29 protein-coding genes, 1 tRNA gene and 1 pseudogene are annotated in these 25,691 nt (G+C 33.3%); 17 read left to right on the forward strand and 14 right to left on the reverse strand.

Annotated elements, in window-relative coordinates; translation table 11 throughout:
* Positions 1–14: 14 nt before the first annotated feature.
* From ACFFVB_RS17885 to ACFFVB_RS17910, 6 genes are all read right to left on the reverse strand, one after another.
* Positions 15–362 carry a hypothetical protein gene (locus ACFFVB_RS17885; protein WP_382384600.1) on the reverse strand — a complete coding sequence of 116 codons (348 nt, stop codon included), beginning with the start codon at positions 360–362 and terminating at the stop codon, positions 15–17.
* A 107-nt stretch (positions 363–469) separates the two neighbouring features.
* Complete coding sequence (locus ACFFVB_RS17890; RefSeq protein WP_382384602.1) at positions 470–643, reverse strand: hypothetical protein; 174 nt, start codon at positions 641–643, stop codon at positions 470–472.
* A gap of 26 nt (positions 644–669) precedes the next feature.
* The gene (locus tag ACFFVB_RS17895) at positions 670–834 is read right to left on the reverse strand and encodes a DUF1328 family protein (protein WP_382384604.1); all 165 of its coding nucleotides are present in this window, start codon (positions 832–834) and stop codon (positions 670–672) included.
* A gap of 134 nt (positions 835–968) precedes the next feature.
* Positions 969–1,661: an SOS response-associated peptidase family protein gene (locus ACFFVB_RS17900; RefSeq protein ID WP_382384606.1), complete on the reverse strand. Its 693-nt coding sequence runs from the start codon at positions 1,659–1,661 to the stop codon at positions 969–971.
* A gap of 116 nt (positions 1,662–1,777) precedes the next feature.
* Complete coding sequence (locus ACFFVB_RS17905) at positions 1,778–2,818, reverse strand: AI-2E family transporter (RefSeq protein ID WP_382384607.1); 1,041 nt, start codon at positions 2,816–2,818, stop codon at positions 1,778–1,780.
* Positions 2,819–2,861: 43 nt separating this feature from the next.
* A complete protein-coding gene (locus ACFFVB_RS17910; protein ID WP_382384830.1) occupies positions 2,862–3,107 on the reverse strand; it encodes a DUF7218 family protein in 246 nt (81 codons plus the stop codon).
* A gap of 254 nt (positions 3,108–3,361) precedes the next feature.
* On the opposite strand from ACFFVB_RS17910, the gene ACFFVB_RS17915 reads away from it, so the two are divergent.
* Positions 3,362–3,547, forward strand: a complete 186-nt coding sequence (locus ACFFVB_RS17915) for a CsbD family protein (RefSeq protein WP_382384608.1) — start codon at positions 3,362–3,364, stop codon at positions 3,545–3,547.
* Between the two features lie 67 nt (positions 3,548–3,614).
* Here the strand turns inward: ACFFVB_RS17915 and ACFFVB_RS17920 are convergent, their stop codons facing one another.
* The gene (locus ACFFVB_RS17920; protein ID WP_382384609.1) at positions 3,615–4,523 is read right to left on the reverse strand and encodes a YihY/virulence factor BrkB family protein; all 909 of its coding nucleotides are present in this window, start codon (positions 4,521–4,523) and stop codon (positions 3,615–3,617) included.
* A 203-nt stretch (positions 4,524–4,726) separates the two neighbouring features.
* Between ACFFVB_RS17920 and ACFFVB_RS17925 the strand changes: the two genes are divergently transcribed.
* From ACFFVB_RS17925 to ACFFVB_RS17945, 5 genes are all read left to right on the forward strand, one after another.
* Entirely contained in the window at positions 4,727–5,017 is a 291-nt protein-coding gene (locus tag ACFFVB_RS17925) for an HPF/RaiA family ribosome-associated protein (RefSeq protein WP_382384611.1), read from the forward strand.
* A gap of 122 nt (positions 5,018–5,139) precedes the next feature.
* The gene (locus ACFFVB_RS17930; protein WP_382384613.1) at positions 5,140–7,959 is read left to right on the forward strand and encodes a PAS domain-containing sensor histidine kinase; all 2,820 of its coding nucleotides are present in this window, start codon (positions 5,140–5,142) and stop codon (positions 7,957–7,959) included.
* A gap of 145 nt (positions 7,960–8,104) precedes the next feature.
* Entirely contained in the window at positions 8,105–8,551 is a 447-nt protein-coding gene (locus ACFFVB_RS17935; protein ID WP_382384615.1) for a response regulator, read from the forward strand.
* A 228-nt stretch (positions 8,552–8,779) separates the two neighbouring features.
* On the forward strand, positions 8,780–8,926 hold the full coding sequence (locus ACFFVB_RS17940) for a hypothetical protein (RefSeq protein ID WP_382384616.1): 147 nt from the start codon (positions 8,780–8,782) through the stop codon (positions 8,924–8,926).
* Between the two features lie 59 nt (positions 8,927–8,985).
* Positions 8,986–10,008, forward strand: coding sequence for a helix-turn-helix domain-containing protein (locus tag ACFFVB_RS17945; protein WP_382384618.1), 1,023 nt, complete (start codon positions 8,986–8,988; stop codon positions 10,006–10,008).
* Between the two features lie 150 nt (positions 10,009–10,158).
* Here ACFFVB_RS17945 and rho read toward each other — a convergent pair whose 3' ends face one another.
* Positions 10,159–11,904 carry a transcription termination factor Rho gene (gene rho / locus ACFFVB_RS17950; RefSeq protein WP_382384619.1) on the reverse strand — a complete coding sequence of 582 codons (1,746 nt, stop codon included), beginning with the start codon at positions 11,902–11,904 and terminating at the stop codon, positions 10,159–10,161.
* A gap of 199 nt (positions 11,905–12,103) precedes the next feature.
* Between rho and ACFFVB_RS17955 the strand changes: the two genes are divergently transcribed.
* Complete coding sequence (locus ACFFVB_RS17955) at positions 12,104–12,514, forward strand: DUF4293 domain-containing protein (protein ID WP_382384621.1); 411 nt, start codon at positions 12,104–12,106, stop codon at positions 12,512–12,514.
* 59 nt (positions 12,515–12,573) lie between these two features.
* Here ACFFVB_RS17955 and ACFFVB_RS17960 read toward each other — a convergent pair whose 3' ends face one another.
* Complete coding sequence (locus tag ACFFVB_RS17960) at positions 12,574–13,065, reverse strand: metallophosphoesterase family protein (protein ID WP_382384623.1); 492 nt, start codon at positions 13,063–13,065, stop codon at positions 12,574–12,576.
* Between the two features lie 73 nt (positions 13,066–13,138).
* Between ACFFVB_RS17960 and truA the strand changes: the two genes are divergently transcribed.
* Positions 13,139–13,882 (forward strand): tRNA pseudouridine(38-40) synthase TruA, encoded by a 744-nt coding sequence (gene truA, locus ACFFVB_RS17965; protein WP_382384625.1) that lies wholly within the window; start codon positions 13,139–13,141, stop codon positions 13,880–13,882.
* Entirely contained in the window at positions 13,883–15,649 is a 1,767-nt protein-coding gene (locus ACFFVB_RS17970) for an ABC transporter ATP-binding protein (RefSeq protein WP_382384627.1), read from the forward strand.
* Here the strand turns inward: ACFFVB_RS17970 and ACFFVB_RS17975 are convergent.
* From ACFFVB_RS17975 to folP, 3 genes are read right to left on the reverse strand one after another with little or no spacing between them, the layout of a single operon-like run.
* Positions 15,646–16,431 (reverse strand): diadenylate cyclase, encoded by a 786-nt coding sequence (locus ACFFVB_RS17975; protein ID WP_382384629.1) that lies wholly within the window; start codon positions 16,429–16,431, stop codon positions 15,646–15,648. The genes ACFFVB_RS17970 and ACFFVB_RS17975 overlap by 4 nt on opposite strands.
* Before the next feature lie 37 nt (positions 16,432–16,468).
* Entirely contained in the window at positions 16,469–17,113 is a 645-nt protein-coding gene (locus ACFFVB_RS17980) for a hypothetical protein (protein ID WP_382384631.1), read from the reverse strand.
* A gap of 1 nt (position 17,114) precedes the next feature.
* Positions 17,115–17,888: a dihydropteroate synthase gene (gene folP / locus ACFFVB_RS17985; protein ID WP_382384831.1), complete on the reverse strand. Its 774-nt coding sequence runs from the start codon at positions 17,886–17,888 to the stop codon at positions 17,115–17,117.
* A gap of 131 nt (positions 17,889–18,019) precedes the next feature.
* Between folP and ACFFVB_RS17990 the strand changes: the two genes are divergently transcribed.
* The 4 genes from ACFFVB_RS17990 to tpiA are packed head-to-tail and all read left to right on the forward strand — an operon-like array spanning position 18,020 to position 21,555.
* Positions 18,020–18,565, forward strand: a complete 546-nt coding sequence (locus ACFFVB_RS17990; RefSeq protein WP_382384632.1) for a DUF1599 domain-containing protein — start codon at positions 18,020–18,022, stop codon at positions 18,563–18,565.
* 25 nt (positions 18,566–18,590) lie between these two features.
* Entirely contained in the window at positions 18,591–19,697 is a 1,107-nt protein-coding gene (locus ACFFVB_RS17995; protein ID WP_382384633.1) for a BT_3928 family protein, read from the forward strand.
* Between the two features lie 10 nt (positions 19,698–19,707).
* A complete protein-coding gene (locus tag ACFFVB_RS18000) occupies positions 19,708–20,784 on the forward strand; it encodes an ABC transporter permease (RefSeq protein ID WP_382384635.1) in 1,077 nt (358 codons plus the stop codon).
* Positions 20,785–20,805: 21 nt separating this feature from the next.
* Entirely contained in the window at positions 20,806–21,555 is a 750-nt protein-coding gene (gene tpiA, locus ACFFVB_RS18005) for a triose-phosphate isomerase (RefSeq protein WP_382384637.1), read from the forward strand.
* 73 nt (positions 21,556–21,628) lie between these two features.
* Here tpiA and ACFFVB_RS18010 read toward each other — a convergent pair whose 3' ends face one another.
* Positions 21,629–22,828, reverse strand: coding sequence for a porin (locus tag ACFFVB_RS18010; RefSeq protein WP_382384638.1), 1,200 nt, complete (start codon positions 22,826–22,828; stop codon positions 21,629–21,631).
* Between the two features lie 69 nt (positions 22,829–22,897).
* Between ACFFVB_RS18010 and prmA the strand changes: the two genes are divergently transcribed.
* From prmA to ACFFVB_RS18025, 3 genes are all read left to right on the forward strand, one after another.
* Positions 22,898–23,731 carry a 50S ribosomal protein L11 methyltransferase gene (gene prmA, locus ACFFVB_RS18015; RefSeq protein ID WP_382384640.1) on the forward strand — a complete coding sequence of 278 codons (834 nt, stop codon included), beginning with the start codon at positions 22,898–22,900 and terminating at the stop codon, positions 23,729–23,731.
* 14 nt (positions 23,732–23,745) lie between these two features.
* Entirely contained in the window at positions 23,746–24,021 is a 276-nt protein-coding gene (locus ACFFVB_RS18020) for an ATP-dependent Clp protease adaptor ClpS (protein ID WP_382384642.1), read from the forward strand.
* Between the two features lie 133 nt (positions 24,022–24,154).
* Positions 24,155–24,228 (forward strand) — tRNA-Arg (locus ACFFVB_RS18025).
* A gap of 209 nt (positions 24,229–24,437) precedes the next feature.
* Here the strand turns inward: ACFFVB_RS18025 and ACFFVB_RS18030 are convergent.
* Positions 24,438–24,602, reverse strand: a pseudogene (locus tag ACFFVB_RS18030) (IS110 family transposase); the annotation flags it as partial.
* Positions 24,603–25,161: 559 nt separating this feature from the next.
* On the opposite strand from ACFFVB_RS18030, the gene ACFFVB_RS18035 reads away from it, so the two are divergent.
* On the forward strand, positions 25,162–25,473 hold the full coding sequence (locus ACFFVB_RS18035) for a hypothetical protein (protein WP_382384644.1): 312 nt from the start codon (positions 25,162–25,164) through the stop codon (positions 25,471–25,473).
* The last annotated feature ends 218 nt before the right edge of the window (positions 25,474–25,691 follow it).

Here is a 25,691-nt window from a genome sequence, read left to right on the forward strand (position 1 = left end):
AAAATACGAATAAGTTATTCATCATCTAAAATATTTGCATCTTCGATATAGTTAGACTTAGGTATGTCTTTAAAGAATGACGCATCGTCTAAATTTGCTGTAGGCCCGTATCCTGATAAAAATGTTCCTTTAGAGTCGGATGCCGTTTCTATAACATATAAAATAGACATGTCTGATGGATTACTCATCCCTTCGTAACGGTGCTCTGCTACTATCGTTACCGATTCTGAATTAAAGCTCTCCTTGGTTTCCAAATCGACCAATTGATTGTCCACAATTCTGTAATTTGCTGTGTAACCTTTATTTTGATATTTTTTAATATAATCGGTTTCGTGCTTAGCGAATTCGTTTGAAATAATCATAATATTTAATTTTTTAAGGTTAATACTATTTAAAACACTAAAGGGCATATTCCTAAGAATACACCCTTATATATATTAGAAAGAAACTAGTTTCTTTACTTAAATTTCTAATCTACGGCGTCTTCTACGTCGTCGGCAACATCTTCAATTCCGTCCCCAACATCATCTGCGACATCTTCTATTTTATCTCCTGTAGTTTTCTGGTCTCGACAACTTGTAAAAGTCGATAAAGAGAACATCATTGCAATTGCGAATAATCCTATGTAAGCTGATTTTTTCATGTTTTGAGTTTTTAATGGTTTTTTAATTATTTTATTGGGCTTTTACCCGTAAATAGAGAAATTACAAATAATACTAAAAATATAAAGAATAAAATTTTTGCAATTCCTGCAGCTCCTGCTGCTATTCCACCGAATCCTAAGATTCCGGCAATAATGGCTAAAATTATAAATGTGACTGTCCAACGTAGCATAATTTCTGGTTTTTAATGGTTAATGTTTATTAGAAATAACTGTTGTATTATTTCGATACTGTAAAGATATAGGAATGATAAAGGTCCATTTAACTGTAACAGTTTTAAACTTAACCCAAATAAAAAAAGCGTAATTAAACTGCATCTTCTAAGCCCAACTCCTCTTCATCTTCCTGATTTGTAGAAGAACAGCTTAATAATAGGTGTGTAGATGTTGGGAATCTATTTAAAGCATAATCGTGCGGTTCTTCAAGAAACTCTAAGGCGTGTAATGTATCTATTCTAGGATTTAACCATTGATCGTGAAGCTCTCTTTTTAGGATTGCGGGTTGAAATTTTGAAATTGAATTTGATTCTTCATTTAAATGATCGTCTATAATAATTGAAAAGGTATAAAACCCATCTTCTAATTGATTATAAATACCCGCCACACAAAATGGAGTATTTTTAGTATGATTTACAAAAAACGGAGTGACTTCACCTTCAGACTTACTAAAATCCATATACCCTGTTATAGGAACCAAACAGCGTTTAACTTCGCTATTTCTATAAAATTCTAAATGCTTCTTTAACGTTCTTGTTTTTATATTTAAAGTATTCTGGCTATTCTGATACGGTTTCCAATCGCCTCGGAAAAATTCTGGTAACATGCCCCAAATAGCATACTGTAAATGTTTGCTATCTTTAGACGTAAGTATAGGCAATACACTCTCTGCAGTGCCATCTATTCTTTTTTTAGGTTTGTATAAGTGTGGAAATTTGAATTTTGCCGAAAGTGTATCTTCAACAGAAACTCTACTTGCAATATTCGATATTTGATAAAACATGATTGTATTTTTTTGAAATTATAAATGAACTGAAGCGGAATGATTTTCATTCATAGAAGTTCATTTAATAAGGTATTCTTCAAGCCAAGTTTGAAGTCTATCCTCCTTTTAATCTGTTATAATCGTTTCTCATGAGTATCTTCATCTTCTTTACCATATTTCTGTTTATAGATTCTAAGAAGGAGTAAAAACAAACTAATTAATAGGGGACCAAATACAAGTCCAATAAACCCGAACAATGGCACACCAATTAACACTCCGAATAGTGTGATTAACGGATGGACATCGTCTAAACGTTTTAAAATCACCAAGCGCAATAAATTATCTGTAGAACTTATAACTATTATACCATAGGCCAATATTCCCCAGGCTTGTGCGGTGTCCCCACTAATATAGGTTAATATAAATACGGGTAATGTCCCAAGTAATGTTCCAACAAACGGAATCATAGAACCGATAAACACAATAACGGCCCAAAAAAACGGATCTTGAATATTAAAAATTAAAAACCCTATTAATGCCACTATACCTTGGGCAAATGCAACTAATGGAATACCAATGGCATTAGATTTTACCATTCCTAAACTATCGTTACCTATAATGCGTAAGTTCTCGTTACTAAAAGGAATATAGTCGAGCATCGCATTTTGCAAAGCTTTTTTGTTACTTAACATATAATACAACATAAAATACATTAAGGCAATGGCTATAAATACATTAAATGTTGTTCCCAGTAAATCTGGTACATTTTGGGATAACCAAGTCGAAATGGAAGACGTATCTATTTTAGACGTAAAATCGAATCCCATTTTCTCTTCCCAAACGGTAGCTTGATCTTCTATTGTTTTTACAAACCCCTCTGATTTCGAAATTGCTTTTTCTACACGACTCCCTAGTAATAAACCAGTTCCCGCTATTGGAATTAATATACCAATAAAGGATGCTATTAATAGAACTACAGCAGCAATAGATGGTTTCCATCCTTTCTTTTTAACCAAAAATGTCATTGGTTTTTGAAGTAGAACAAAGAAGGTTATGGCTCCCAAAACTCCAGATAGATATGGAATTAGCTCCATAATTATAATGATCCCAAAAAAGCAAATTAGTAATAAAACAAAAATTTGTCTTATTATACTTGGAGAGATTCTTTTTCGCATATTTTTATGAGTATAAATTGTTATTCGTTTTAAATTATTAAAATTAGTGGTTACGCAAAGCAGATATTAGTTCGTCTTTTTTCTTAAGTTTAGATCGGCCTTCAATTTCCAGAGCTTTCGCTTGTTCGTATAATTCGGCCTTCGTTCTATCTTCGTAATTACTTGCTTCTCCTCCACGCTTTCCAGCATTTGGTGAATTTGCGATTCGCGCAGATTTCTCTTTGCTATTTCCTTGGTCACGTAAGGCATCATATTGCGCTTCATTTTTAATTCTTGGTCTATCTCCCATGACTTTATATTTTAAATTAACTTGATACCAAATATCGCGATAAGATTCTGAATTAATTAATTCAAAACCATCAAATATTAGCTGTAACACATAGGTATAACTCATTATAGATTACTGTAACTCAAAATAAAACGGACAAATAATCTTAAAGAAAACACAATTTGTGATTGCGTTAAAAATTAAACCAAAACAGATAATGCACCGTCTAGATTTGAGATAATTTTACACCAGTAATAACCATAAAACATAAAATCATGAATAACGATCAGATAGAAGGAAAGTGGAAACAAATTAAAGGTCAATTTAAACAGAAGTACGGTAAATTAACCGACGATGATCTTACATACTCTGAAGGACAGTTCGACGAAATGGTTGGAAAACTTCAAGAAAAAACAGGTAAGACAAAAGAAGAACTTCAAGAAGAAATCAATAACTGGTAAAATATTGTTAGTTAATTTTTATAGGTAGAACCCCGCTAAATATTATTTTTAGTGGGGTTCTTTATTTTCATTTATCACTTTTAATGCGTGCATGTTCGGTAGGCGTAATATCTATGGTATAATGCTTAGCGTACACCCAAGTAAATTGAGCTCCGAAAAACAAAATCAGGCAAGAGTAAGAAACCCAGAGAAGCATTAACACAACAGTTCCTGCAGCGCCGTAAGTAGAGCCTGGATTAGCTTTTGTGAAATAATATCCTAATAAGGATTGCCCGACCACAAACAGAACAGCTGTTAAAAAACCACCAGACCACACACTTTTCCATGGTATTTTGGCATCTGGCAAATATTTAAACATTAGAGAAAATAGTGCTGATATTATTGCAATCGATACACTTAAATCTATAGCATAGGCAGCATATAAGACCTCACTATGAAATACCTGTTGGATATAATTATTTAAAATTGAAATTCCAGCAGATACGATAAGACTAATCAAAAGTAAAAATCCCACCACAAGAATAAAAGCAAAACCACGCACACGACTTATTAAAATATGCTTAAAGGGAGACCCCGGTTTCATTTCTATATCCCAAACATCGTTTAAAGATAACTGCAATTGATAAAACACCCCGGTAGAAGCAAAAAGCAAAGTAGCAATTCCTACTATAGTCGACCAAACGTTCCGGCTCGTATTCTGAGTTTCTGCAATCATTGTCGTAATCGATTCGGCTGCATCTTGACCTAAAGCACTCGAAATTTGTTCTGTTAATTCCCCTTCTACAATCGCTGTTCCCCAAATAGATCCTATTACATTTATTATTATAACCAAAAGTCCTGGTAACGATAATATGGAGTAATACGCAATAATTGCGCTTAAACGCCAAGGATCGCTTGCCATCCATCTTTTAAATGTTTCCTTTAATAAAAAAGGGAAATCTTTTATTTTAAAGTTATCATTAAATATATGTGCCATATGGTATTTCGTGAATTTTACATTTATAAAAGTAAAGATTTTATATGAACTGAAACCGTCTCAAAAAATTCAATTTCATAAATATTTTTAACAAAAAATTATCATTTGAGCACATCTAAAATGCATTCAAGTCAAAGCACACTATTATTTCTACTTAGATTTGTCTTCTAGTAAAATAAGAATAATCTCTAAATTATCTGGTCATGGAACTACAGTTTGAATATGTGAACATACCAAGAAATAACTATTTTGAATATTTAGTCGAAGAAAAATTAAATCCTTTAGCGAAAAAGTTCCCTATTGTTATTAGCGCTAATGTGTTCTTTAAAATTGAAAACAAAACAGACGAATGCGATAACATTTGCGAAATAAAACTTGACACCCAAGAATCAAGCATTTACGTTGTGGCTCACGAAGCATCTATAGAACAAGCCATACAAAAAACATACAACGCCATAGAAAATAAGTTAATAAATAGTAATGATAATAATTAATCTTTTTCAGATAAATCAAGAATTTTATTACCTTGAACATTATATTAATATGTAATTAGAAACCTTCAAAAATCATTTTGGAGGTTTTTAAGTTCAACACCTTTTAGCCCAATGCCTTTATCATGAGCAAAACACAACATAAACTAATCACACATTCCGAAATTGGAAGATTATTAAATTCTGATGACTTTTATGCTTCAATCGAAACGAAGTCACAGCACTTAATATTCACTTTAAATATGCTGCTACAAAATCAGCAACCTCAGTTTTTATGTTGGGGAGACGATTTGCTGTTCTATTATAATCAGGCATTTTACGATGCCTTTTTTATCGACAACAACAATCATGATTATCTTGGTAAATCATTTAAAAATATAACGGCAGAAGTACTTTCGGAACTCATTAATCCTTTAGAAAATACTTTAAAATCTAGAACATACTCAAGCTTAGATGCTTTAGAAGTTAAATATGAAGGTCTAAATAAAACGTATTGGACTTTCAACTTCGTCCCTTTACAAATACATGACAGTTTAGCAGAGGGGGTTTTGGTCTCTTGCATAGACGATACTGTAAAATTTAGAGCTAGTAAAAAATTAAGTAAATTAACCTCGAGATTTACCAACATCGTAAAACAAGCACCTATAGGCGTGTTAATTGTATCTTCGAGAACAAAAATGGTAGACACCATTAATTGGAAATACAGACAACTATTTAATAAAAATTATAAGGTTGCAGTAGGCGACAATTTTGAAGATGCTTTACCACAAACACCTTTCGATTTAAAGTCGGATATCTTAAAAACGCTCGACACAGGTAAAAGTTTCCAGTTAACAGAAATACCAATAACCTTAACACATAAAGAAACGTCTAGAACACACTATTACAATTTTTTAGGAGAAGCTATAAAAGACGAAAACGAAGTTATTACTGGATTAATTCTAGCGACAACAGAAGTTACAGATTCTGTTACTGCCAAGCAAGCTGTTTTTGAAAGCGAAAATAGATTTAAAAATCTAGTATTGCGAAGCCCTATTCCGATTGCAGTATTTCATGGACCAGATCACATAATAACGATCGCTAACAATACCATGTTAAACGATATTTGGAGAAAGGATTACGACAGCTGTATTGACCATAAATTATTAGATGTTTTCCCAGAATTAGCGCATCAAAAATTCCCAGACCTTTTAGATAATGTCTATAAAACTGGACAAGCGTATAGCGAAAGAGAAGCCTTAGCGACCATAGATGGTAAAGATGGTACCCGAAATTTTTATTTCGATTTGGACTACACTCCTATTTACGAAGCCGATCACATTATTACTGGACTTATTATTACGGCTGTAGATGTTACCGAAAAAGTAAACTCTAGAAAGCGTATTGAAAAAACAGAAACACGTTTACGAATCGCGACTGAAGCAGCAGAACTCGCAACCTGGGAATTGGACCTAAACACTAAGGCGCTCACGCATAGTAAACGCCTACCTCATATATTAGGGTATCCAGAAAGTGATAATCTCACTAAAGATTTTATAAGAAATCGTACCGTTCCAGAAGATTTAGACACTATTTTGATACCTGCTTACAAAAAAGCTTTAAAAACGGGAACCTATTTATACGAAGTACGTACAAGAAAAAAAGATGATTCTATAATTTGGATTCGTACCCACGGAAAAGTATTTTATGATGAGAATGGATCGCCATCAAAGCTATTTGGAACACTTAGAGAAATAACGTTAGAAAAACGTAACGAGCAACAGTTAATAGATAACGAACAAAAATTCAGACTTTTAGCCGATTCCATGCCTCAGAAAATATGGACAGCAAATACAGATGGTGTTTTAGACTATTACAACCAAACTGTTTACGATTATACTGGGCACACCAAAGAAACTTTAAATCCGACAAATTGGTTAACAATTGTACATCCTGATGATAAGGAAGAAAATGCCTTCCTTTGGAAAAGATCGATAGAGACTGGAGAAGATTTCATTTTCGAACATCGCTTTATAAGACACGACGGTCAATACAGATGGCAATTAAGCCGTGCCATTCCGCAACGCGACAACAAAGGAAAAATCCAACGTTGGGTAGGAACAAGCACAGATATTCAGGATCAGAAAATGTTTTTACAAGAATTAGAACGTCAAGTAAAGGAACGTACTAAACTTTTAGGAGAGGCCAATGAAAAGCTAGAATCTTCTATTGAAGAATTGCAGCGCATGAATGAAGAATTGCAGTCTTTTGCATATATTTCGAGTCACGATTTGCAAGAACCCCTGCGTAAAATTCAAATATTCTCATCTCGTATTTTAGACCTTGAAAAAGATAATCTTTCGGAAACAGGTACCAATTATTTTAATCGCATGCAAAATGCAGCACACCGCATGCAAGTTTTAATTAAGGATTTACTAACGTATTCTAGAACCAATACATCGACTCGCTCATTTGAAAAAACAGATTTAAACACTGTGCTCGACGAAGTTAAAATAGACTTAAAAGAACTGATTAAAGAACATGATGTAACTGTAGAAGTTGGGAATTTATGTACCGCATATATTATTCCGTTTCAGTTTATTCAGCTTATGAATAACCTTATTAATAACTCTATAAAATTTGCTCGCGAAGGCGTGCCTTCTGTTATTAAAATAGATAGCGTTATCGACAAAGGATCGACTTTTAAATTAGAACAACTCACTGCAGATGGCGAATATTGTCACATAAAAGTTTCGGATAATGGTATTGGTTTTGATCCAGAATATGGAGAAAAAATATTCGAAGTTTTCGAACGTTTACACACCAGAACCGCATACGAAGGTACAGGAATTGGGTTAGCCATTGTTAAAAAAATAGTAGAAAATCACGACGGGTTTATATTCGCTAAAGGTGAAGAAAACAAAGGAGTTACATTCAATATTTATATCCCCACAGATATTTCTTAGGTGTGACGTATTTTTTATGATTTTGAATTAAATTAATTCGTAAATTAGCTTTTCCCATTTACAAATTAACTTAATAGGAATTTAACTTAAAGCAATTTATAACATGTTATAAATCAAAACATTGTTATAAATTCCACCCGTTTTTATGAACTTACAAAGATTAAAAGTTGCCTTAGTGGACGACGATGAAGACGATCGCTTCCTATTTAAAGAGGCCATAGACCAGATTCATATTAAAACGGAATTGTCGTTATTCGAAAACGGACAGAAGTTTATGGATTTTCTATTGCACCCCAATTCAATTTTACCTCAAGTTGTATTTTTAGATTTAAACATGCCTGTAAAAAATGGATTAGAGTGCTTGCAAGAAATAAGAACAACAGATCACTTGAAAGAATTGTCTGTTGCTATTTATTCTACTTCATCTTCAGATAATGATATCGACGAAACCTTCGTTAACGGTGCTAATATTTATATTAATAAGCCTAACGATTTTTCGAAATTAAAATCGGTTATAGAAAAAGTACTTCAAATTAATTGGCAGTACAACACCTCTAACCTCAACAAAGAAAACTTTATAATGCGACTGTAATTATATAATATAGAGTAGATTTTAAGCCTAAAAGAATAGCCCAATTGTTAATTAATGTTAATAATTGGGCTTTTTCATGTCTTGACGACTAACATACAAAATACTGCAATATAGGTAGTTACATTGATTTTCGTAAAATTATATAACACAATCTGAAAATTCTGTAACACGTACCCTCTAGCTTTTGTCGAATTTTGGAGTATCAATTATTAAAAACTAAATCTAATTATGAAACCAACTTCAAAACAAAATGCACGCGTCGGGAGGATTAGAAAAGTCTCAAATTTCAAACTTCCAAATATAAACGCCATGATAAATAGTTTAGAGAATGCCTCTACAGGAGCTAGATCTAAACACAGTACGAACCACATTTAATAGTCTTCGAGTAACCAGCGAAAAAATTAAAGACCATTTTTAACTTAAAACAAAAACTCATGAAAACCTTATATATAAAATCGACTTCTGCTAGTAAAATGATTAAAGATCTTCAAACTAAAATTGGAGGAACTATAACTTCACTTAATCACGAAAACGTTTTAACTGTAGATAGTGAATTAGCACAAGGTACTATAAGTGCGATTAGTGTTAAGAAAAGTATTACATATATTTCTTTTGATATTGAGTTTAAAAAAGACATTAAGTTAGTGAATACGATTTTAAAATCGTCTCCAGTATATTTTACATACTGTTCTGAAGGACATGTAGAACATAGTTTTTCTGTAGAAGGGAAGACAAATACGTTAGATGCATTTCAGACAGCCATTTTAAGAAGTGCCGAAACGGTAAATAATGTATATCACTTTGAAAAAGATATGACTTATAAGTTCTCTACAATTGTAGTGAGTACCGACGAGGTTTCAATTAAAAACAATGAGTTAAACTCTAAGTTGGATGAAATTTTCAGACCAGAAGAAAACACAACTAATTTCGCCTATTTTGGATCTTACAATCTTAAGATAGCTGAAAAAATAGAACAATTGGAAGCAATAAGCCAAGAAGGTGTTGTTAGACGTTTACTAATAGAAAGTACCGTTCAAACTATTTTAGCGTTAGAAATACAACAACATACGGACGACCTTAAGCATGCAAGTAACCAATTTGGATCGTTAAATAAAGAGGAAATGGAAACGATAAAAGATCTTTCTGTTTTCATTAAAAATTACCCAGAAAAACAATACACTTTAAAGTATTTAAGTTCTAAATCTGGTTTAACACCTTCAAAATTACAAGAAGGTTTCAAATTATTACACGATAGAACGGTAACGGATTTCATTAGAAACGTACGTGTAGAGACTGCCGAAGATTTAATTAAAACCTCAGACTTAAACATTTCAGAAATTGTTTATACTGTTGGGTTAACAAGTAGAAGTTATTTTTCAAAAATTTTCAAAGAAAAATATAACTGTAGTCCAAAACAATATCAGGACAACCAAAATTCGTTAGCTGCAACAGCATAACTTATATATAAAGAAATCGCCCATATAATTAATTATGTGGGCGATTTTACGTTTTAGAGTGTCTTTTACAAACAGACATTAGCAAACAAAAAAGCGGTTATCTTATATTAAGATAACCGCTTTTTATATAAAAATCTTTAAGTGTTATTTCTAACTATTCATAGAAATTAAAAACTCTTCATTGTTTCTTGTCTTCCTAAATCTATCATTGATAAATTCCATGGCTTCAACAGGGTTCATATCTGCTAAATATTTACGCATAATCCACATACGTTGTATTGTTGTTTCATCTAATAAGATATCGTCACGACGCGTACTTGATGAAATTAAATCGATAGCAGGGAAAATTCTACGGTTAGCAATACGTCTGTCTAATTGCAGTTCCATGTTACCTGTTCCTTTAAATTCTTCGAATATAACTTCGTCCATTTTAGAACCTGTATCTGTAAGTGCCGTAGCAATTATAGATAAAGAACCTCCATTTTCAATATTACGAGCAGCACCAAAGAAACGTTTTGGTTTGTGTAATGCATTCGCATCTACACCACCACTTAATATTTTACCAGATGCAGGTTGCACCGTGTTATAAGCACGTGCTAAACGAGTAATCGAGTCTAACAAAATTACCACATCGTGACCACATTCTACCAAACGTTTTGCTTTCTCTAAAACAATGTTAGCAATCTTTACGTGTTCGTGTGCCTCTTTATCGAATGTAGATGCTACAACCTCACCACGTACGTTACGTTGCATATCTGTAACCTCTTCCGGACGTTCGTCGATTAATAAAATAATCTGATATACTTCAGGGTGATTCGCAGCAATGGCATTTGCGATGTCTTTTAACAACATCGTTTTACCTGTTTTAGGTTGCGAAACAATCATACCACGTTGTCCTTTACCAATTGGGCAAAATAAATCCATGATACGCGTAGAAATCGTACTTTGCTTTTCTGCTAAAATAAATTTCTCTTGTGGGAATAATGGTGTTAAGTGTTCGAAAGATACACGGTCTCTAACTACATTAGGATTCTGACCGTTAATTTTACTCACTTTAATTAAAGGGAAATATTTTTCGCCTTCTTTTGGAGGTCTTACTTGACCAAGAACAGTATCTCCTGTTTTTAATCCGAATAAACGGATTTGAGACTGTGATACATAAATATCATCTGGAGATGATAAATAGTTATAATCAGATGATCTTAAAAAACCGTAACCATCTTGCATAATATCTAAAACACCTTCACTTTCAATAATTGCATCGAACTCATATTCTGGTTCTCTGTAACGGTTTCTAGTGTCTTTGTTTCCATTATTAGTAGGATGCTGATTTCCGTTAGACTTATTGTTTTGTCTAGGATTTGGACCATCTTTCTTTTGATTGGGATTTTCTCTTTTTGGACGATTAGGCTGATTTTCCTTTTTAGGAGCATTTGGTGCTTTTGGACCTTTATCTTCTTTACTTGGAGTCGCAGAATTGTCGTCTTTTGCTTGAGGTGCTTTTGCTGCTACTGGCCTTGGATTAGGTTTTCTAACAGGTTGCCTTTTAACCGGTGCTGGTTTTGGAGCTTCCTCTATAACTTCTTTTACCTCGGAAACAACTGCTTCTTCAGTTTTTGGTTCTGTATTTGTATTTGGTTTTACCGCCTTTGAAGGAACACGCTTTTTTACACGTTCACGCTTAGTTTTTGAAGCATCTTCTTCTTGAGGTGCTACGGTTTCTGTTGCAACGGTCTTGACTTCTATAACAGCCTTAGGGTTAGTTGCCTGGTGATCTAGTACTTGATATACTAAATCGAGTTTTTTAAGAGTCCGAAACTTAGGAATATTTAATTTTTTCGCTATTTCCTGCAACTCAGGAAGTTTCATTTCTTTTAATTGAGAGATTTCAAACATTGATGTTCAATTGAATATTTGATTAGAATTTAAATATTGAATTATTCTGAAGAAAATTTGATCTTATTCTGAAGAATTAACAATCTAAAACAAAGAGTGTTGTACATTGTTATTGCAATTATACAACTTTTATTTTAATATTTTATACTAATATTCTCAAAGAAACTGCTATTTTTGCTGTCTAGTTTATAAAAAACGAATGATACAACGTATACAAACTATTTACCTTTTATTAGCAGCCATTGTAAGCAGTGGCCTTATATTTGTCTTTAATTTATGGACAAATACCGAAGGTGTCTTAGTGTATGCAATCGATAATTTAGTGACTTTAGGCTTATTTTTAGGCTCTGCACTATTAGCGTTAGTATCCATATTCATGTATTCAAATAGAAAGCTTCAATTTGTATTGGGCCGTCTAAACATCATATTAAACTTTTTTTTACTAGGATTTTTCGTTTATCAGTCTCTAAACTTATCTGGAGAAACTAACGTTTCTGAGAAAGGTATTGGGATGTTCCTTCCTATAATTTCTATCGTATTATTAGTGTTAGCTAATAAAGCCATTAAAAAGGATGAAGATCTTGTAAAATCTGTAGATCGATTACGTTAAACCTATTATCTTAGTAGTATTAGTGCGTGTAAAAAACCCGAAGGTTGTGCTTCGGGTTTTTATTTTTTAAATTCTATCACTTCCAAATCTTTTATATCTGTCCCGTCTATAGTAAACCGCAGCATGGTGCGTACATTATGAAATCCGTGTTTCCCTATGGCTCCTGGATTCATATGTAATAACCCCAATTTTTTATCCGGCATAACTTTTAAAATATGTGAATGTCCACAGATGAAAAGTCTAGGTGGATTGACTTTAATTTCATCTCGAATCAGGATATTATATCGGTTTGGATAGCCACCAATATGTGTAATCCAAACATCGACACCTTCGCACATAAATCGGTTGTTTTCAGGAAATACGCGTCGTACCTGCGCATCATCTATATTCCCGTACACAGCGCGTAGTGGTTTTAATGCTTCAATGGCATCGGTAACCTTCAGGCTTCCAATATCTCCTGCATGCCAAACCTCATCGGCTTGCTTTACATATTTTAAAACATCATCGTCAATGTAACTATGGGTATCAGAAAGGAGAAGGATTTTTATCATTAAGGGAATATTGTGAGTCCAAACAAGGAAAACTAATTATCTTTGTGCTTCATTAACAAAAATACGATTATTCTTGAGATATTTTTTAGAACTTTCTTATAACGGAACAGCCTATCACGGTTGGCAAAACCAACCTAACGCAATCTCTGTACAAGAAGTTATTGAAAAGGCTTTGTCTGTTATTTTAAAAGAAAAAATCGCGATTATGGGAGCCGGCAGAACAGATACGGGCGTACATGCCAAACAGATGTTTGCACACTTTGATTTTGAAGGTGAATTTAACGACATCCAATTACTTTATAAGTTGAATTCGTTTTTACCAAAAGACGTCGCTTTACATCGTGTTTTTCCTGTTAAACCGGATGCACACACTCGCTTTCATGCCGAAAGCAGAACGTATTTATATCGTATTGCACTTCAAAAAAATGTATTTAATTTTGAAGAATCCTATTGGGTTAAACCAAAATTGAATATTGAAAACATGAGAACCGCTGCAAGTTTACTATTAGCATATAAAGACTTTCAATGCTTCTCTAAAACGAATACCGACGTAAAAACGTATAATTGTAATATAATGGCGGTAAATTTAGAGACCGTAGAAAACGAATTACATTTTACCATTACGGCCGACCGTTTTTTAAGAAATATGGTTCGTGCCATTGTAGGCACCCTAATTAATGTAGGTTTAGGAAAACTTGAAGTAGACGATATACATCGCATTATCTCATCTAAAAACCGAAGTGAAGCGGGCTATTCGGTACCCGCTAAAGGCCTATATTTAACTCAAATTATTTACCCTGAATCGATAGTTCTATAAATGGATAACAATAAAAAAAATAGCGTAAACCTTAGTTTATTTAAACGTTTACTAGAATATATAAAACCGTACAATAAAGTATTTACCGCAGTGTTTATCTCTGTTGTTTTATTGGCTATTTTCGGAGCTATAAGACCCTATATATTACAACAGGCAATAGATAATAATATAGCAACAAAAACACTCGAAGGCTTTCTACCTTATATCTTAATCATGGTAGCGCTATTGGTTTTCGAAGTTATTTTTCAGCTCGTTTTTATTTATTATTCAGGTTGGTTAGGTCAAAGTGTCGTTAAAGATATTCGTGTAAAATTGTTTAATCATATGCTTCGTTTTAAAATGAAGTATTACGACAACTCCTCTGTTGGCGTACTTATTACACGTTCTGTTACCGATATGGAACGCATAGCAGATATTTTTGGAGAAGGTTTATTTATGATTTTTAGAGATGCTTTAACCATGGTTGTTGTGGCTGGTGTTATGGTTTTTATAAATTGGAAACTAAGTATAATTGTCTTTTTAATGCTTCCATTAGTTTTATATGCGACACGGGTTTTTCAGAAATATATGAAGAAAGCCTTTGAAGAAGTACGCACAGAAATATCTAACTTAAATTCGTTTGTTCAGGAACGGGTTACAGGAATGAAAATCCTGCAACTATTTACAAGAGAAGACACTGAATTCAATCACTTTACAGAAATTAACGAACGTCATAAAAATGGTTGGTTAAAAACGGTTTGGTACAACTCCATCTTCTTTCCTATCGCAGAATTATCAGGTTCTATAACCATTGGTTTGGTGGCTTGGTACGGCGGATTAGATGCTGTAATGAGAAACTCATCGTCTTTAGGAGATTTAACAGCTTTCGTTATGATGATTCCTATGTTATTTAGACCATTACGACAAATAGCAGACAAGTTTAACACCTTCCAAATGGGAATGGTTGCTGCTACACGTGTGTTTAAAGTTATCGATACTAAATCGCAAATAGACGACATTGGAACAGACATCGCAGATCAATTTAAAGGGGATATCTCTTTCAAAAATGTGCGTTTTAGTTACATTGAAAATGAAGTTGTTTTAAAAGACATTTCTTTCGAAGTAAAAGCAGGGCAAACTGTTGCTATTGTTGGAGCCACTGGCGCAGGAAAATCGACTATTATTAATTTACTGAATCGGTTTTACGAAATTGACAAAGGTGTAATTTCAATCGACTCTAAAGACATTAAAGCATTTACTTTAAAATCTTTACGTTCGCAAATTGCGGTCGTACTTCAAGATGTTTTCTTATTTGCAGATACCATTTTAAATAACATTACATTAAATAATCCTAACATAACTAAAGCGGAAGTTATTCAGGCCGCTAAAGATATTGGAGTGCACGAGTTTATTGCAAGCTTACCAAATAGTTACGATTACAATGTAAAGGAACGCGGTGTTATGCTCTCTTCTGGGCAACGCCAATTAATTTCGTTTTTACGTGCTTATGTGACTAATCCGAGTATTTTAATATTAGATGAAGCCACCTCTTCTGTAGATTCGTATTCGGAACAGCTCATTCAAACAGCTACTGATAAAATCACAAAAGGAAGAACATCCATAGTTATCGCACACCGTTTAGCAACCATTATTAAGGCCGATAAAATTATTGTTATGGATTCGGGTGAAATTGTAGAACAAGGTACACACTCAGAACTTCTTAGAAATGAAAACGGGTATTACAAAAACCTATATGAAGTACAATTTATGAAAGAACGATCTGCTTAAACCAGATCGTTTTTAATTAATGTTTTAAGTTCTTCTGTAGATTCAAACATAATAAATTCACCATTTTTAAAATAAGAAATTTGCCCTGTTTCTTCACTAACAACAAGGGCTAAGGCATCGGTTTTTTCACAAACACCAACGGCTGCTCTGTGTCTTAAACCAAAACGCTGTGGTAAATTTTTCTCGTTATTAACAGGTAAAATTACACGTGTTGCTTTTACAATGTTATTCGCAATAATTATAGCTCCATCATGCAACGGACTATTCTTAAAGAAGATACTTTCTATAATAGGTTGTGTTACTGTAATATTCATTTCATCTCCTGTCTGCGCCAGGAAATCGAGATTATTATTACGTTCAAAAACAATTAAAGCTCCTGTATTTGTAGATGCCATTTTTGTACATGCAGATATAATTTCGTCCACATTTGTGCCATCGTTGCTTTCCGTTTTTAAAAATTTAAGTTGTTTTAATAACTGACTACTTTTACTAAAATTAGTAGATCCAATCATTAATAAAAACTTACGCAATTCCTGCTGAAACACTACAATTAAAGCAAACATCCCAACGCTAATAAAGCCACCTAGAATATTACTTAACAACTGCATATGTAAAGCTTCCGTAATTTTCCAAATAATATAAATAATTACAATACCTATAAAGATATTTATCGCTACTGTCCCTTTTACTAATTTGTAGACGTAGTAAAGCAGGAATGCGACTAAAAAGACATCAATGATGTCTATTAATGTAAATTTTAAAAGATCACTAAAGATTTCCAAAGGGTAGCTGTTTTATGTAAATGTAACAATTTTAAGACTAAAATATAAACTCGCTGGTATTGATTAACACCGATGCATTTGTAATGGTTAAAAGTAAATCTTTTATATGCATATACGTTTGAAACGACAGTTGATTTTCGAAATTTAAAACAAAGATATGACGTTGATCTATTTTAGATTTTAATTCCTCTACCAAAGCTTCGACCGTATACTTCTTATTCTGAAAATGCGCACCATCTAAACCAAAGGTAAGTACTTCAGGTTGTTCTTTAGACGTTTTCACATAATCTTCTACTGCTTGGTCTAAATTATAATTCACGTTTGTAAATTCAATAAAACGCAAATTCTTAACTTCAGGATTAAAAGCTGTAAAATAATTTTTAACACCTTCTTTTTTGTGAGATGCATTTCTCTTTTTTTCCTGTAACTCTAAGATAACGGGAATCGCTTGTTGCAACGTTAACCGCTTATCTACATTTACTAACCAATTTGTGGTACTAATTAAGTTTTGCTTATTTAATTCTACACTGTCTTTTTCTCTCGTATTATAAAATACATATGCTGGAGAAACATCTAAAACTTGTGTTATTTCAGAATGTTGAATTTCTGCAAGTTGCAATTCTTTATCCATTGCGCAGGACAAACAAAAAAAGCAAATTAATACTGTATAAATCTGTTTCATATTAGTGTTTTAAAGCCGTTATAAGCGTGATACATTCCATTGCTTCCTTTACATCGTGCACTCTTAAGATTGAAGCTCCTTTTTGTAGGCTAACTGTATTTAAAACAGTAGTCCCATTTAATGCCTCTTGGGGCGTGTTTTCCAAAGTTTTGTAGATCATCGATTTTCTAGAAACACCAACTAACATTGGTAATTCTGTAATATTTAGAAGTTCTAATTTATTTAATAGTTCAAAATTTTGCTCTCGTGTTTTCGAGAACCCGAAACCGGGATCTATAATAATATCTGTTATGCCATGTTGTCTGGCTAAAGCCATACGTTCGGAAAAATAGAACAATAGTTCTTTTAGCAAATCGTTATAATCTGTATGTTTTTGCATATTCTGTGGGGTACCTCGCATATGCATCATAATATAAGGCACTTTTAATGCCCCAACAGTTTCCAACATTAACGGATCTAATTGCCCTGCAGAAATATCGTTAATTATAGACGCTCCAGCTTCAATACACAATTTAGCGATGCGACTTCTAAAAGTATCGATCGATAAAATAAGATTAGGAAACGTATTAATTAGCAAGTCCACCACGGGTAAAATACGAGCCAGCTCTTCTGCTTCGCTAACATGATCGGCATCTGGCCTAGAGCTGTATGCACCAACATCTATAAATGTAGCGCCTTCATTTAACATAGACTCTACTTGCGTAATAATGTCTTGTTCATTTTTATAGCTTCCACCATCATAAAAAGAGTCTGGAGTAAGATTTAAAATCCCCATTACAGACGGTGTAGAAATATCGATAAGTTGCCCTTTGCAGTTGATAGTTTTATTCAAAACAGATATAGAAAAGCTTTAAGTTTGTTATTCCATTAAATTATGCGAAATTTACGGAAAATTCAATTCAATTTATGCAAGATACCTCAAAACAATACGACGCAGTAATTACTAATTGTAGAAGTTTGTTTATTAATAAGATGAAAGATTACGGCTGTGCCTGGCGCATTCTAAGATTACCGTCTTTAACTGACCAAATTTTTATTAAAGCACAACGTATTCGAGGTTTACAAGAAAATGAAGTTCGAAAAGTTAATGAAGGTGAAGTTTCTGAATTTATTGGCGTAATTAATTATTGCATCATGGCTTTAATTCAACTTGAAAAAGGTATTGCCACACAACCTGATTTAAGCACTATTGAAGCTACAGAGTTATATGATGAGAAAATTGGACAAACCAAGCAATTAATGATGGATAAAAACCATGATTATGGAGAAGCCTGGCGAGATATGCGTGTGAGTTCGTTAACAGATTTAATTCTGCAAAAATTACTACGTGTAAAACAGATTGAAGACAACAAAGGAAAAACCTTGGTTAGCGAAGGGATTGATGCCAACTATCAAGATATGATTAATTATTCGGTGTTTGCATTAATTCATTTAGACGTTAATAAAATTTAAGATTAAAAAAAAGATTCCTAATTCCATGAAAGCATTAGTAAGTATAAGCAGAATTTTCGTTGGTGTATTATTCATCATTTCAGGTTTAATTAAACTAAATGACCCGATTGGTTTTTCATTCAAGTTAGAAGAATATTTTAGCGCAGCAGTTCTTAATTTAACTTTTTTAGAGCCTTACGCTTTAATTATTTCAATATTAGTTGTCGTTTTTGAAGTGCTTTTAGGAATTTTCTTATTGATAGGTTATAAGCCAAAATTCACGGTTTGGAGTTTATTACTCATGATTATCTTCTTCACGTTTCTAACTTTCTACTCGGCGTATTTTAATAAAGTAACAGATTGTGGTTGTTTTGGAGATGCTATAAAATTAACACCTTGGGAATCGTTTTCTAAGGACATTATTCTGTTAGTATTCATATTAATCTTGTTTGCTGGGGTTCGCTATATTAAACCTGTTTTTAGTGTGTTTCAGACTACCGTGATGGCTCTTTTAGGGTTTATTGGATGTTTAGGTTTCGCATATCATGTCCTAATGCATTTACCAACTGTAGATTTCAGGCCATATAATGTAGGTGCCAATCTATGGGAGAATATGATTGTTCCAGAGGATGCTCAAAAAGCAGATATCGATTATATGTGGACCTTTAACGTAAACGGAAAAGAGGAAGTATACACCACAAAAGGGTCCTACCCGACTGTAGAAGGCGAGTTTATTAGCGTGGATACAGATATTATAGATCCTGGTTACGAAGCCCCAATACACGATTTTTCAATCGAACGTGATGGCGAAGATTATACAGAACAAATTTTACACGACGACCATGTGGTTTTATTGATCGCCTACAGCTTGGAAAAATCCGAAAATTTAGGATTACAAGCCATTAAAAATGTAGGAGATGAAGCCAAAAAGAACGGATATAAAGTAATTGGATTAACGGCTTCAGGCGAAGACATTCAAAATCAATTAAAACAAGAATATCATTTTAATTTTGACTTTTACTTCTCCGACGAAACGGCATTAAAAACCATTGTACGTTCTAATCCAGGGATTCTAGTTTTAGAAAAAGGAACCGTAACACAAAAAGTACATTGGAACGATGTTGACGATTTAAACCTTATTAAAGTGAATTAAGCGACACCCTGTGATACACTACATACTCAATAAATTATTTTATGCATTACTAACATTGTTTGGTGTAGTTACAGTTATATTCTTTTTATTTAATGTGTTACCTGGCGATCCCGCACAAATGATGTTGGGTCAAAATGAAGACAGCGAACAATTAGCCATAATAAAACACAAATACGGTTTCGACAAACCGTTAAATGTGCAATACGGGTATTATTTAAACGATTTATCGCTGGTATCCTTCCATTCTACCAATCCTAAAGATTATACATTTTTACGCAACGGAAAATATAACGCTTTACCTCTATTTCAAATAGGGAAAACCGATGTCGTTATAAAAACACCATATTTACGAGAATCGTTTACCAAGCAAGGCAAAAAAGTAAGTAGTGTTTTAGCAGAAACCTTACCAAACACTTTTGTTTTGGCCGTTTCAGCTATTTTAATAGCCATTATTCTAGGCGTGTTTTTAGGCATTATTTCAGCCTTATACAAAGATACTTTTATCGATAAAAGCATACAGTTTTTAAGTACAATTGGAATGAGTGTGCCCTCGTTTTTTAGTGCGATATTATTTGCATGGGTCTTTGGCTACCTGCTTCAGGAATACACCAATTTGGAAATGACAGGGAGTTTATACGAACTCGACGACTTTGGTGAAGCGATGCATATTAAATGGAAAAACTTAATCCTTCCTGCCCTTGTTTTAGGCATTCGTCCGTTAGCAGTGGTTATTCAACTTATGCGAAATTCCTTACTAGAAGTCTTTAACCAAGATTATATTAGAACCGCACGCGCAAAAGGACTAACCGAATTTCAAATCATAAAAAAGCACGCTGTAAAAAACGCATTAAATCCTGTAGTAACTGCCATATCAGGTTGGTTCGCTTCTATGCTTGCCGGAGCTGTGTTTGTGGAGTATGTTTTTGGATGGAATGGATTAGGAAAAGAGATAGTAAATGCCCTAAATACTTTAGATTTACCTATTATTATGGGTTCTGTGCTAATTATAGCCCTTTTATTCATAATAATCAATATTTTTGTAGATATCGTTTATGCCTGGTTAGATCCCAAGGTAAAACTTCAATAAATAAATTAATACATTCAAACTATGAGAAAGAACATCGTTGCAGGAAATTGGAAAATGAACAATGATTTAGCACAAACCGAAACATTGCTAACTGCACTAAAAAACAGCACAATAACTTCTAATGCTGAAGTTATGGTAGCACCAACGTTTACAAACCTTTGGTCTGCATACAACACCTTAAAAGATAACGCTATCGAAGTTATTGCACAGAACATGCACTTTGCTGAAAACGGTGCATATACTGGTGAAATTAGTGCTGACATGTTAAAAAGCGTAGGTGTAAAAACTGTAATTTTAGGACATAGTGAGCGTCGTGCGTATTTTAATGAAACAGATGAATTATTAGCTAAAAAGACAGATGCTGCTTTAGCAAATGATATGCGTGTTATTTTCTGTTTTGGAGAAGAATTAGCCGACAGAAAATCTGGAAACCACGAAGCCGTTGTTGGAAGCCAGATTAAAAATGCATTATTTCATTTAGAAGCAGATGCTTTTAAAAATATCGTTTTAGCTTACGAACCTGTTTGGGCAATTGGAACAGGAGAAACAGCTAGTCCTGAGCAAGCTCAAGACATGCATGCTTTTATTAGAAAAACATTAGCAGATAAATATGGTGCTGCTGTTGCAGATAGTGTTTCTATTTTATACGGTGGAAGTGTGAAGCCAGGAAATGCACAAGAAATTTTCTCTAAGCCTGATGTGGATGGTGGATTAATTGGAGGAGCAGCTTTAAATGCTGAAGATTTCTTCGCGATTGTAAATGCGTTTTAATTACAAAATATCATAAAAAGAAGAGGCTGTCTTTACTACAAAGACAGCCTCTTTTTTTTATATAATTAATACATTAGATTCCGATTTCGACCTGAAAACGCAAGTACCAACTATCAGTATCATTACTATTCAACGTAAAATCTGTTTTCGTTAATTCGGCCTGAAGCTTTAAACTGTGCTCCCAGATGTATTTGGTAACCCCCAAGCTGTATTGATTTGTTTCCGGCATCACTAAATCCACATCCTGATTTGGTTTCTGATTAGAGTAACGTCCAATAATTTCATAATTATTTGGAAAAATATAACTCGCTTGTGCATCGAATCCTTCCCCTGCAACGACATAACGAAACTCGCTAGTATCTTCCGGATTATAAGTAATCGGATTGTCTGCCATACGCTTCATATAAGCCGTTTGGAAAGCCCAACCATTATATTTCACTATAGCATCAAACAAAAGAGATGTTAAATCGCGTTGTTCAAACAACTCTGATCCTAAAGTACCTCGCGTTCTACGTGCGCCATCATTGTAGTGATACACTCCAGAAAGCATTAGTTTCGGAGTTGGCTCGCGAGCGATATCACCTTCAAAAAAAGTACCATTATCAGTAAACGAACCAAACGGATACAACTCTAAACGCGCTGTATATGCCAATCCTGTTTCCGGTAATTTTGTCCAATTCCGACCTTCACCGGTAGAAATCGCTGTTTTTATATTGTATGAGAATGTTTCTGGTTTTTCATTTAGATAATACACTTGCAAACCAAAATCACGATCGATATTAAAACTCGCATTATTTATAGAACGGTCTGTTAACTGTAACGCTCCAGAAGAGTTTATACGCTGCCTGTTACCCGGTAATTTTGTTTGTCCGAAACCAATATTCCAATGTTCGTTAGGGCGATAAAACACAACCGCATCTCGAATAATATTTATATTATCGCCATCTTCTATCACACCTACATCGCCAGGCGCAAAAGACAATTGTACAACATACACAAATTTAGGATCTCCAACATATCCATCGAATTTTAAACGCATACGTCTAACCATTGCTTCCACGCCATTTTTATCGGTATCAGATTCGAGGTACGTCGCACGGTTTTGCATTCTAAAACGAATATTTAGCTTAAAAATACTGTCTGGCGACGTTAACCCAACCCCTTTTCCGAAGGTATAATAAGGCAAAGCTGCGAGCTTAATATCATTGTCATTTTGTGCTTTTGCAGTAAAACCAATAGCAAGCAATACAAGGGCAACAATAATTTTGTTCATGACTGTTTAGTTTTAGGACAAATTTAACGGTATCTGCGTAATACTTAGTAAATTTGTCAAAAAAATTACATGGCAGAAATATATATAGGTTACGAATTTAAAGTAACGCCTTTACAACCAGGTGTAGAAATATTAATCGCAGAATTGGGTTATGCCGGATTTGAGAGCTTTGTTGAAACAGAAACTGGTGTTACCGCCTATATTCAGAAGGAAGAATGGAATGATAACATTCTTGAAGATATTCAAATTTTGGAATCAGACGAATTTGAAATCACTTACACTTTCGAAGATATTGAACAAACCAATTGGAATGAAGAATGGGAAAAGAACTTTAACCCTATAGTTGTAGATGATGTGTGTGCGGTTCGTGCGCCTTTTCATGATAAGTTCGATACGGCGTACGATATTATTATAGAGCCTAAAATGAGTTTTGGTACAGGACACCATGAAACTACACATATGATGATTCAGCACATTTTAAAAACTGATTTTACAGGTAAATCTGTTTTAGATATGGGATGTGGGACTGGCGTTTTAGCGATACTGGCAGAAATGAGAGGTGCTAAAACCTTAGATGCTATCGATATCGATAATTGGTGTTATTTAAACAGTCAGGAAAATGTAGAGCGCAATAACTGTAACAACATCACAGTTTACGAAGGTGATGCGAGTTTATTAGAAGGAAAATCTTACGATTTTATTATAGCAAACATTAATAGAAACATCTTATTAAACGACATTAAAACTTACGCCTCTTGTTTAAATGAAAACGGAACTTTATTTTTAAGTGGCTTTTATAATGATGATATTCCGACCATTGAGGCAGAATGTAATGCCAATATGTTAAAACTAAGCGAAAAAATAGAGCGAAATAATTGGGTTGCTCTAAAATTTTTAAATTAGTAAAAAAGTTTAAAATGAGTACTAGAGAAGAAGTATTAGAAGAGGTTCTCGTTGAAACCAAGGAGAAGAAAGAAAATGAAATTGTGTTGTATAATGACGACGTAAATAGCTTCGATCATGTTATAGAAACGCTTGTTTATGTATGTCAACATACACCAGAACAAGCAGAGCAATGTTCTATAATTGTACATTATAAGGGCAAATGCACTGTAAAAACGGGTCCGTATAAAGAATTAGAGCCGCGTTGTTCTAAATTATTAGAAGCAGGCTTAAGTGCAGAAATTGTTTAAAACATACTGAATCACAAAACATTACACAGTGATTCGTTTTTGTGTAAAAATTATAGATGATTTTTATTAAAATTTAAAGTCAAATAATTTGGTAGACTTTAATAAACCTCATATATTTGCACCCACAAAAAAGGGCCTCGTGGCGCAACTGAATAGCGCACTTGATTACGGCTCAAGAGGTTACTGGTTTGAATCCAGTCGAGGTCACTAGAGTATAAAAGCTTCCAAGAAATTGGAAGCTTTTTTTATTTCTATTACCTGCCATTTGTCAATTCTTAGACAATTTACTTAATCCTATCTTTACGTCCAATGTTAGTCGGAGATGACTTCTTAAGCAAATCAGGTGGATTAATTGAACTAAAGAAAAAATAACTGGTGCTAACAAATTACTGTGGCAAAAAACAAATAAAAATTCATTAATTTTCCATTAAAACACTTCTGTAATTATTATCATAAGTTAACCCTGATTTGGCTATAGCAAAGGCCTGTCTTAGTAGCTTATTACACACAGCTATTAATGCTAACTTTTTACTCTTTCCTTTGGAGACTATACGCTCATAAATATCACAGCAAGCTTTGTTTTACCCAACTGCCGTAGGTAGGTTTACATAAAAAAATGCAATTCATCTATACAACCAAATCAGATTACATTTATCTTTAAATTATAAAATACCCAATATGGTATATCAATTATCTGACTAAATATATTTTTAAACCTGTAGCAATATTTCAGGACTAGACAATTTATGCAAACCTAAGAAGTCATCCAAGTGGATTTCTAGCATACACCGAGATTTGGGATTCGCAGGAACACACTCTAAATTATAAGATATTTAATCTGTCTGGAAATTCTATAAATACCCAAAAAGTCGATTTAAATCCCGATTATCCCACAGTAGATGATGTTTATTTTGAAAACAATAATGTTTACTTACTTGGTAGAAATAATTTTATCCAAGGTCAAGGGTATGCGAATCAAATATGTAGAGTTTATAACAACAACGGTGAATTAACACATAACAATAGTTTTGATTTTATAGCTAATAGCAATAACAAATTAAAAGTATTAAACAACAGAATACATCGTACATATAATTCTGGATTGGGAACTGAAATGGAAATTTAATTAATTCAAATGTGTTGAGCCAAGTACTTAATTTTAATTATAATTCAATCGGACAATTTATGTATGTCTGTTATAACAAAATATCTAGCAAAAGTCTTGATTTTAAAATTCTAGATTCTCAATTAGAATCTGAAATTTATTCCAGAAATTTCGGTGCTGATAATAGTCCAGGAAGTACTGGAACGACTTCCGTATTTTGGATTAAGGAATCTGAAAATTTTTATAACGTATTTGGTCATACTGCCGCACCAAAGAATGGTGATTTTGATTTACCAGAAAACTCAAGCAGTTTCGATGATTATCTAGCTAAATTTAATAAAAACTAAACACAACAAAATACTGTGGTAAAACAAATACATCCAAATACAGTAATTCAAATCTATCAAAAAGCAAACCTTATTTCTAGAACTACATCTACTACATTATTTAATAAATTTTGAGAGACAAGCAGTGGTAATTAGAATTTACATTTAAACGTCTAATTCGATGTAATAAAAACTTCGGATTGTGAAAATCAAGAAAATGATTACCTTTATTTTTTGAT

This window comes from Formosa undariae (assembly GCF_042427615.1).
Classification (GTDB): Bacteria; Bacteroidota; Bacteroidia; order Flavobacteriales; family Flavobacteriaceae; genus Formosa; species Formosa undariae.

Excerpts from the sequence above, each read along its gene's own strand:
- ACFFVB_RS17885 (WP_382384600.1), bottom strand. The coding sequence starts at position 362 with ATGATTATTTCAAACGAATTCGCTAAGCACGAAACCGATTATATTAAA.
- ACFFVB_RS17890 (WP_382384602.1), bottom strand. The coding sequence starts at position 643 with ATGAAAAAATCAGCTTACATAGGATTATTCGCAATTGCAATGATGTTC.
- ACFFVB_RS17895 (WP_382384604.1), bottom strand. The coding sequence starts at position 834 with ATGCTACGTTGGACAGTCACATTTATAATTTTAGCCATTATTGCCGGA.
- ACFFVB_RS17900 (WP_382384606.1), bottom strand. The coding sequence starts at position 1,661 with ATGTTTTATCAAATATCGAATATTGCAAGTAGAGTTTCTGTTGAAGAT.
- ACFFVB_RS17905 (WP_382384607.1), bottom strand. The coding sequence starts at position 2,818 with ATGCGAAAAAGAATCTCTCCAAGTATAATAAGACAAATTTTTGTTTTA.
- ACFFVB_RS17910 (WP_382384830.1), bottom strand. The coding sequence starts at position 3,107 with ATGGGAGATAGACCAAGAATTAAAAATGAAGCGCAATATGATGCCTTA.
- ACFFVB_RS17915 (WP_382384608.1), top strand. The coding sequence starts at position 3,362 with ATGAATAACGATCAGATAGAAGGAAAGTGGAAACAAATTAAAGGTCAA.
- ACFFVB_RS17920 (WP_382384609.1), bottom strand. The coding sequence starts at position 4,523 with ATGGCACATATATTTAATGATAACTTTAAAATAAAAGATTTCCCTTTT.
- ACFFVB_RS17925 (WP_382384611.1), top strand. The coding sequence starts at position 4,727 with ATGGAACTACAGTTTGAATATGTGAACATACCAAGAAATAACTATTTT.
- ACFFVB_RS17930 (WP_382384613.1), top strand. The coding sequence starts at position 5,140 with ATGAGCAAAACACAACATAAACTAATCACACATTCCGAAATTGGAAGA.
- ACFFVB_RS17935 (WP_382384615.1), top strand. The coding sequence starts at position 8,105 with ATGAACTTACAAAGATTAAAAGTTGCCTTAGTGGACGACGATGAAGAC.
- ACFFVB_RS17940 (WP_382384616.1), top strand. The coding sequence starts at position 8,780 with ATGAAACCAACTTCAAAACAAAATGCACGCGTCGGGAGGATTAGAAAA.
- ACFFVB_RS17945 (WP_382384618.1), top strand. The coding sequence starts at position 8,986 with ATGAAAACCTTATATATAAAATCGACTTCTGCTAGTAAAATGATTAAA.
- rho (WP_382384619.1), bottom strand. The coding sequence starts at position 11,904 with ATGTTTGAAATCTCTCAATTAAAAGAAATGAAACTTCCTGAGTTGCAG.
- ACFFVB_RS17955 (WP_382384621.1), top strand. The coding sequence starts at position 12,104 with ATGATACAACGTATACAAACTATTTACCTTTTATTAGCAGCCATTGTA.
- ACFFVB_RS17960 (WP_382384623.1), bottom strand. The coding sequence starts at position 13,065 with ATGATAAAAATCCTTCTCCTTTCTGATACCCATAGTTACATTGACGAT.
- ACFFVB_RS17970 (WP_382384627.1), top strand. The coding sequence starts at position 13,883 with ATGGATAACAATAAAAAAAATAGCGTAAACCTTAGTTTATTTAAACGT.
- ACFFVB_RS17980 (WP_382384631.1), bottom strand. The coding sequence starts at position 17,113 with ATGAAACAGATTTATACAGTATTAATTTGCTTTTTTTGTTTGTCCTGC.
- folP (WP_382384831.1), bottom strand. The coding sequence starts at position 17,888 with ATGGGGATTTTAAATCTTACTCCAGACTCTTTTTATGATGGTGGAAGC.
- ACFFVB_RS17990 (WP_382384632.1), top strand. The coding sequence starts at position 18,020 with ATGCAAGATACCTCAAAACAATACGACGCAGTAATTACTAATTGTAGA.
- ACFFVB_RS17995 (WP_382384633.1), top strand. The coding sequence starts at position 18,591 with ATGAAAGCATTAGTAAGTATAAGCAGAATTTTCGTTGGTGTATTATTC.
- tpiA (WP_382384637.1), top strand. The coding sequence starts at position 20,806 with ATGAGAAAGAACATCGTTGCAGGAAATTGGAAAATGAACAATGATTTA.
- ACFFVB_RS18010 (WP_382384638.1), bottom strand. The coding sequence starts at position 22,828 with ATGAACAAAATTATTGTTGCCCTTGTATTGCTTGCTATTGGTTTTACT.
- prmA (WP_382384640.1), top strand. The coding sequence starts at position 22,898 with ATGGCAGAAATATATATAGGTTACGAATTTAAAGTAACGCCTTTACAA.
- ACFFVB_RS18020 (WP_382384642.1), top strand. The coding sequence starts at position 23,746 with ATGAGTACTAGAGAAGAAGTATTAGAAGAGGTTCTCGTTGAAACCAAG.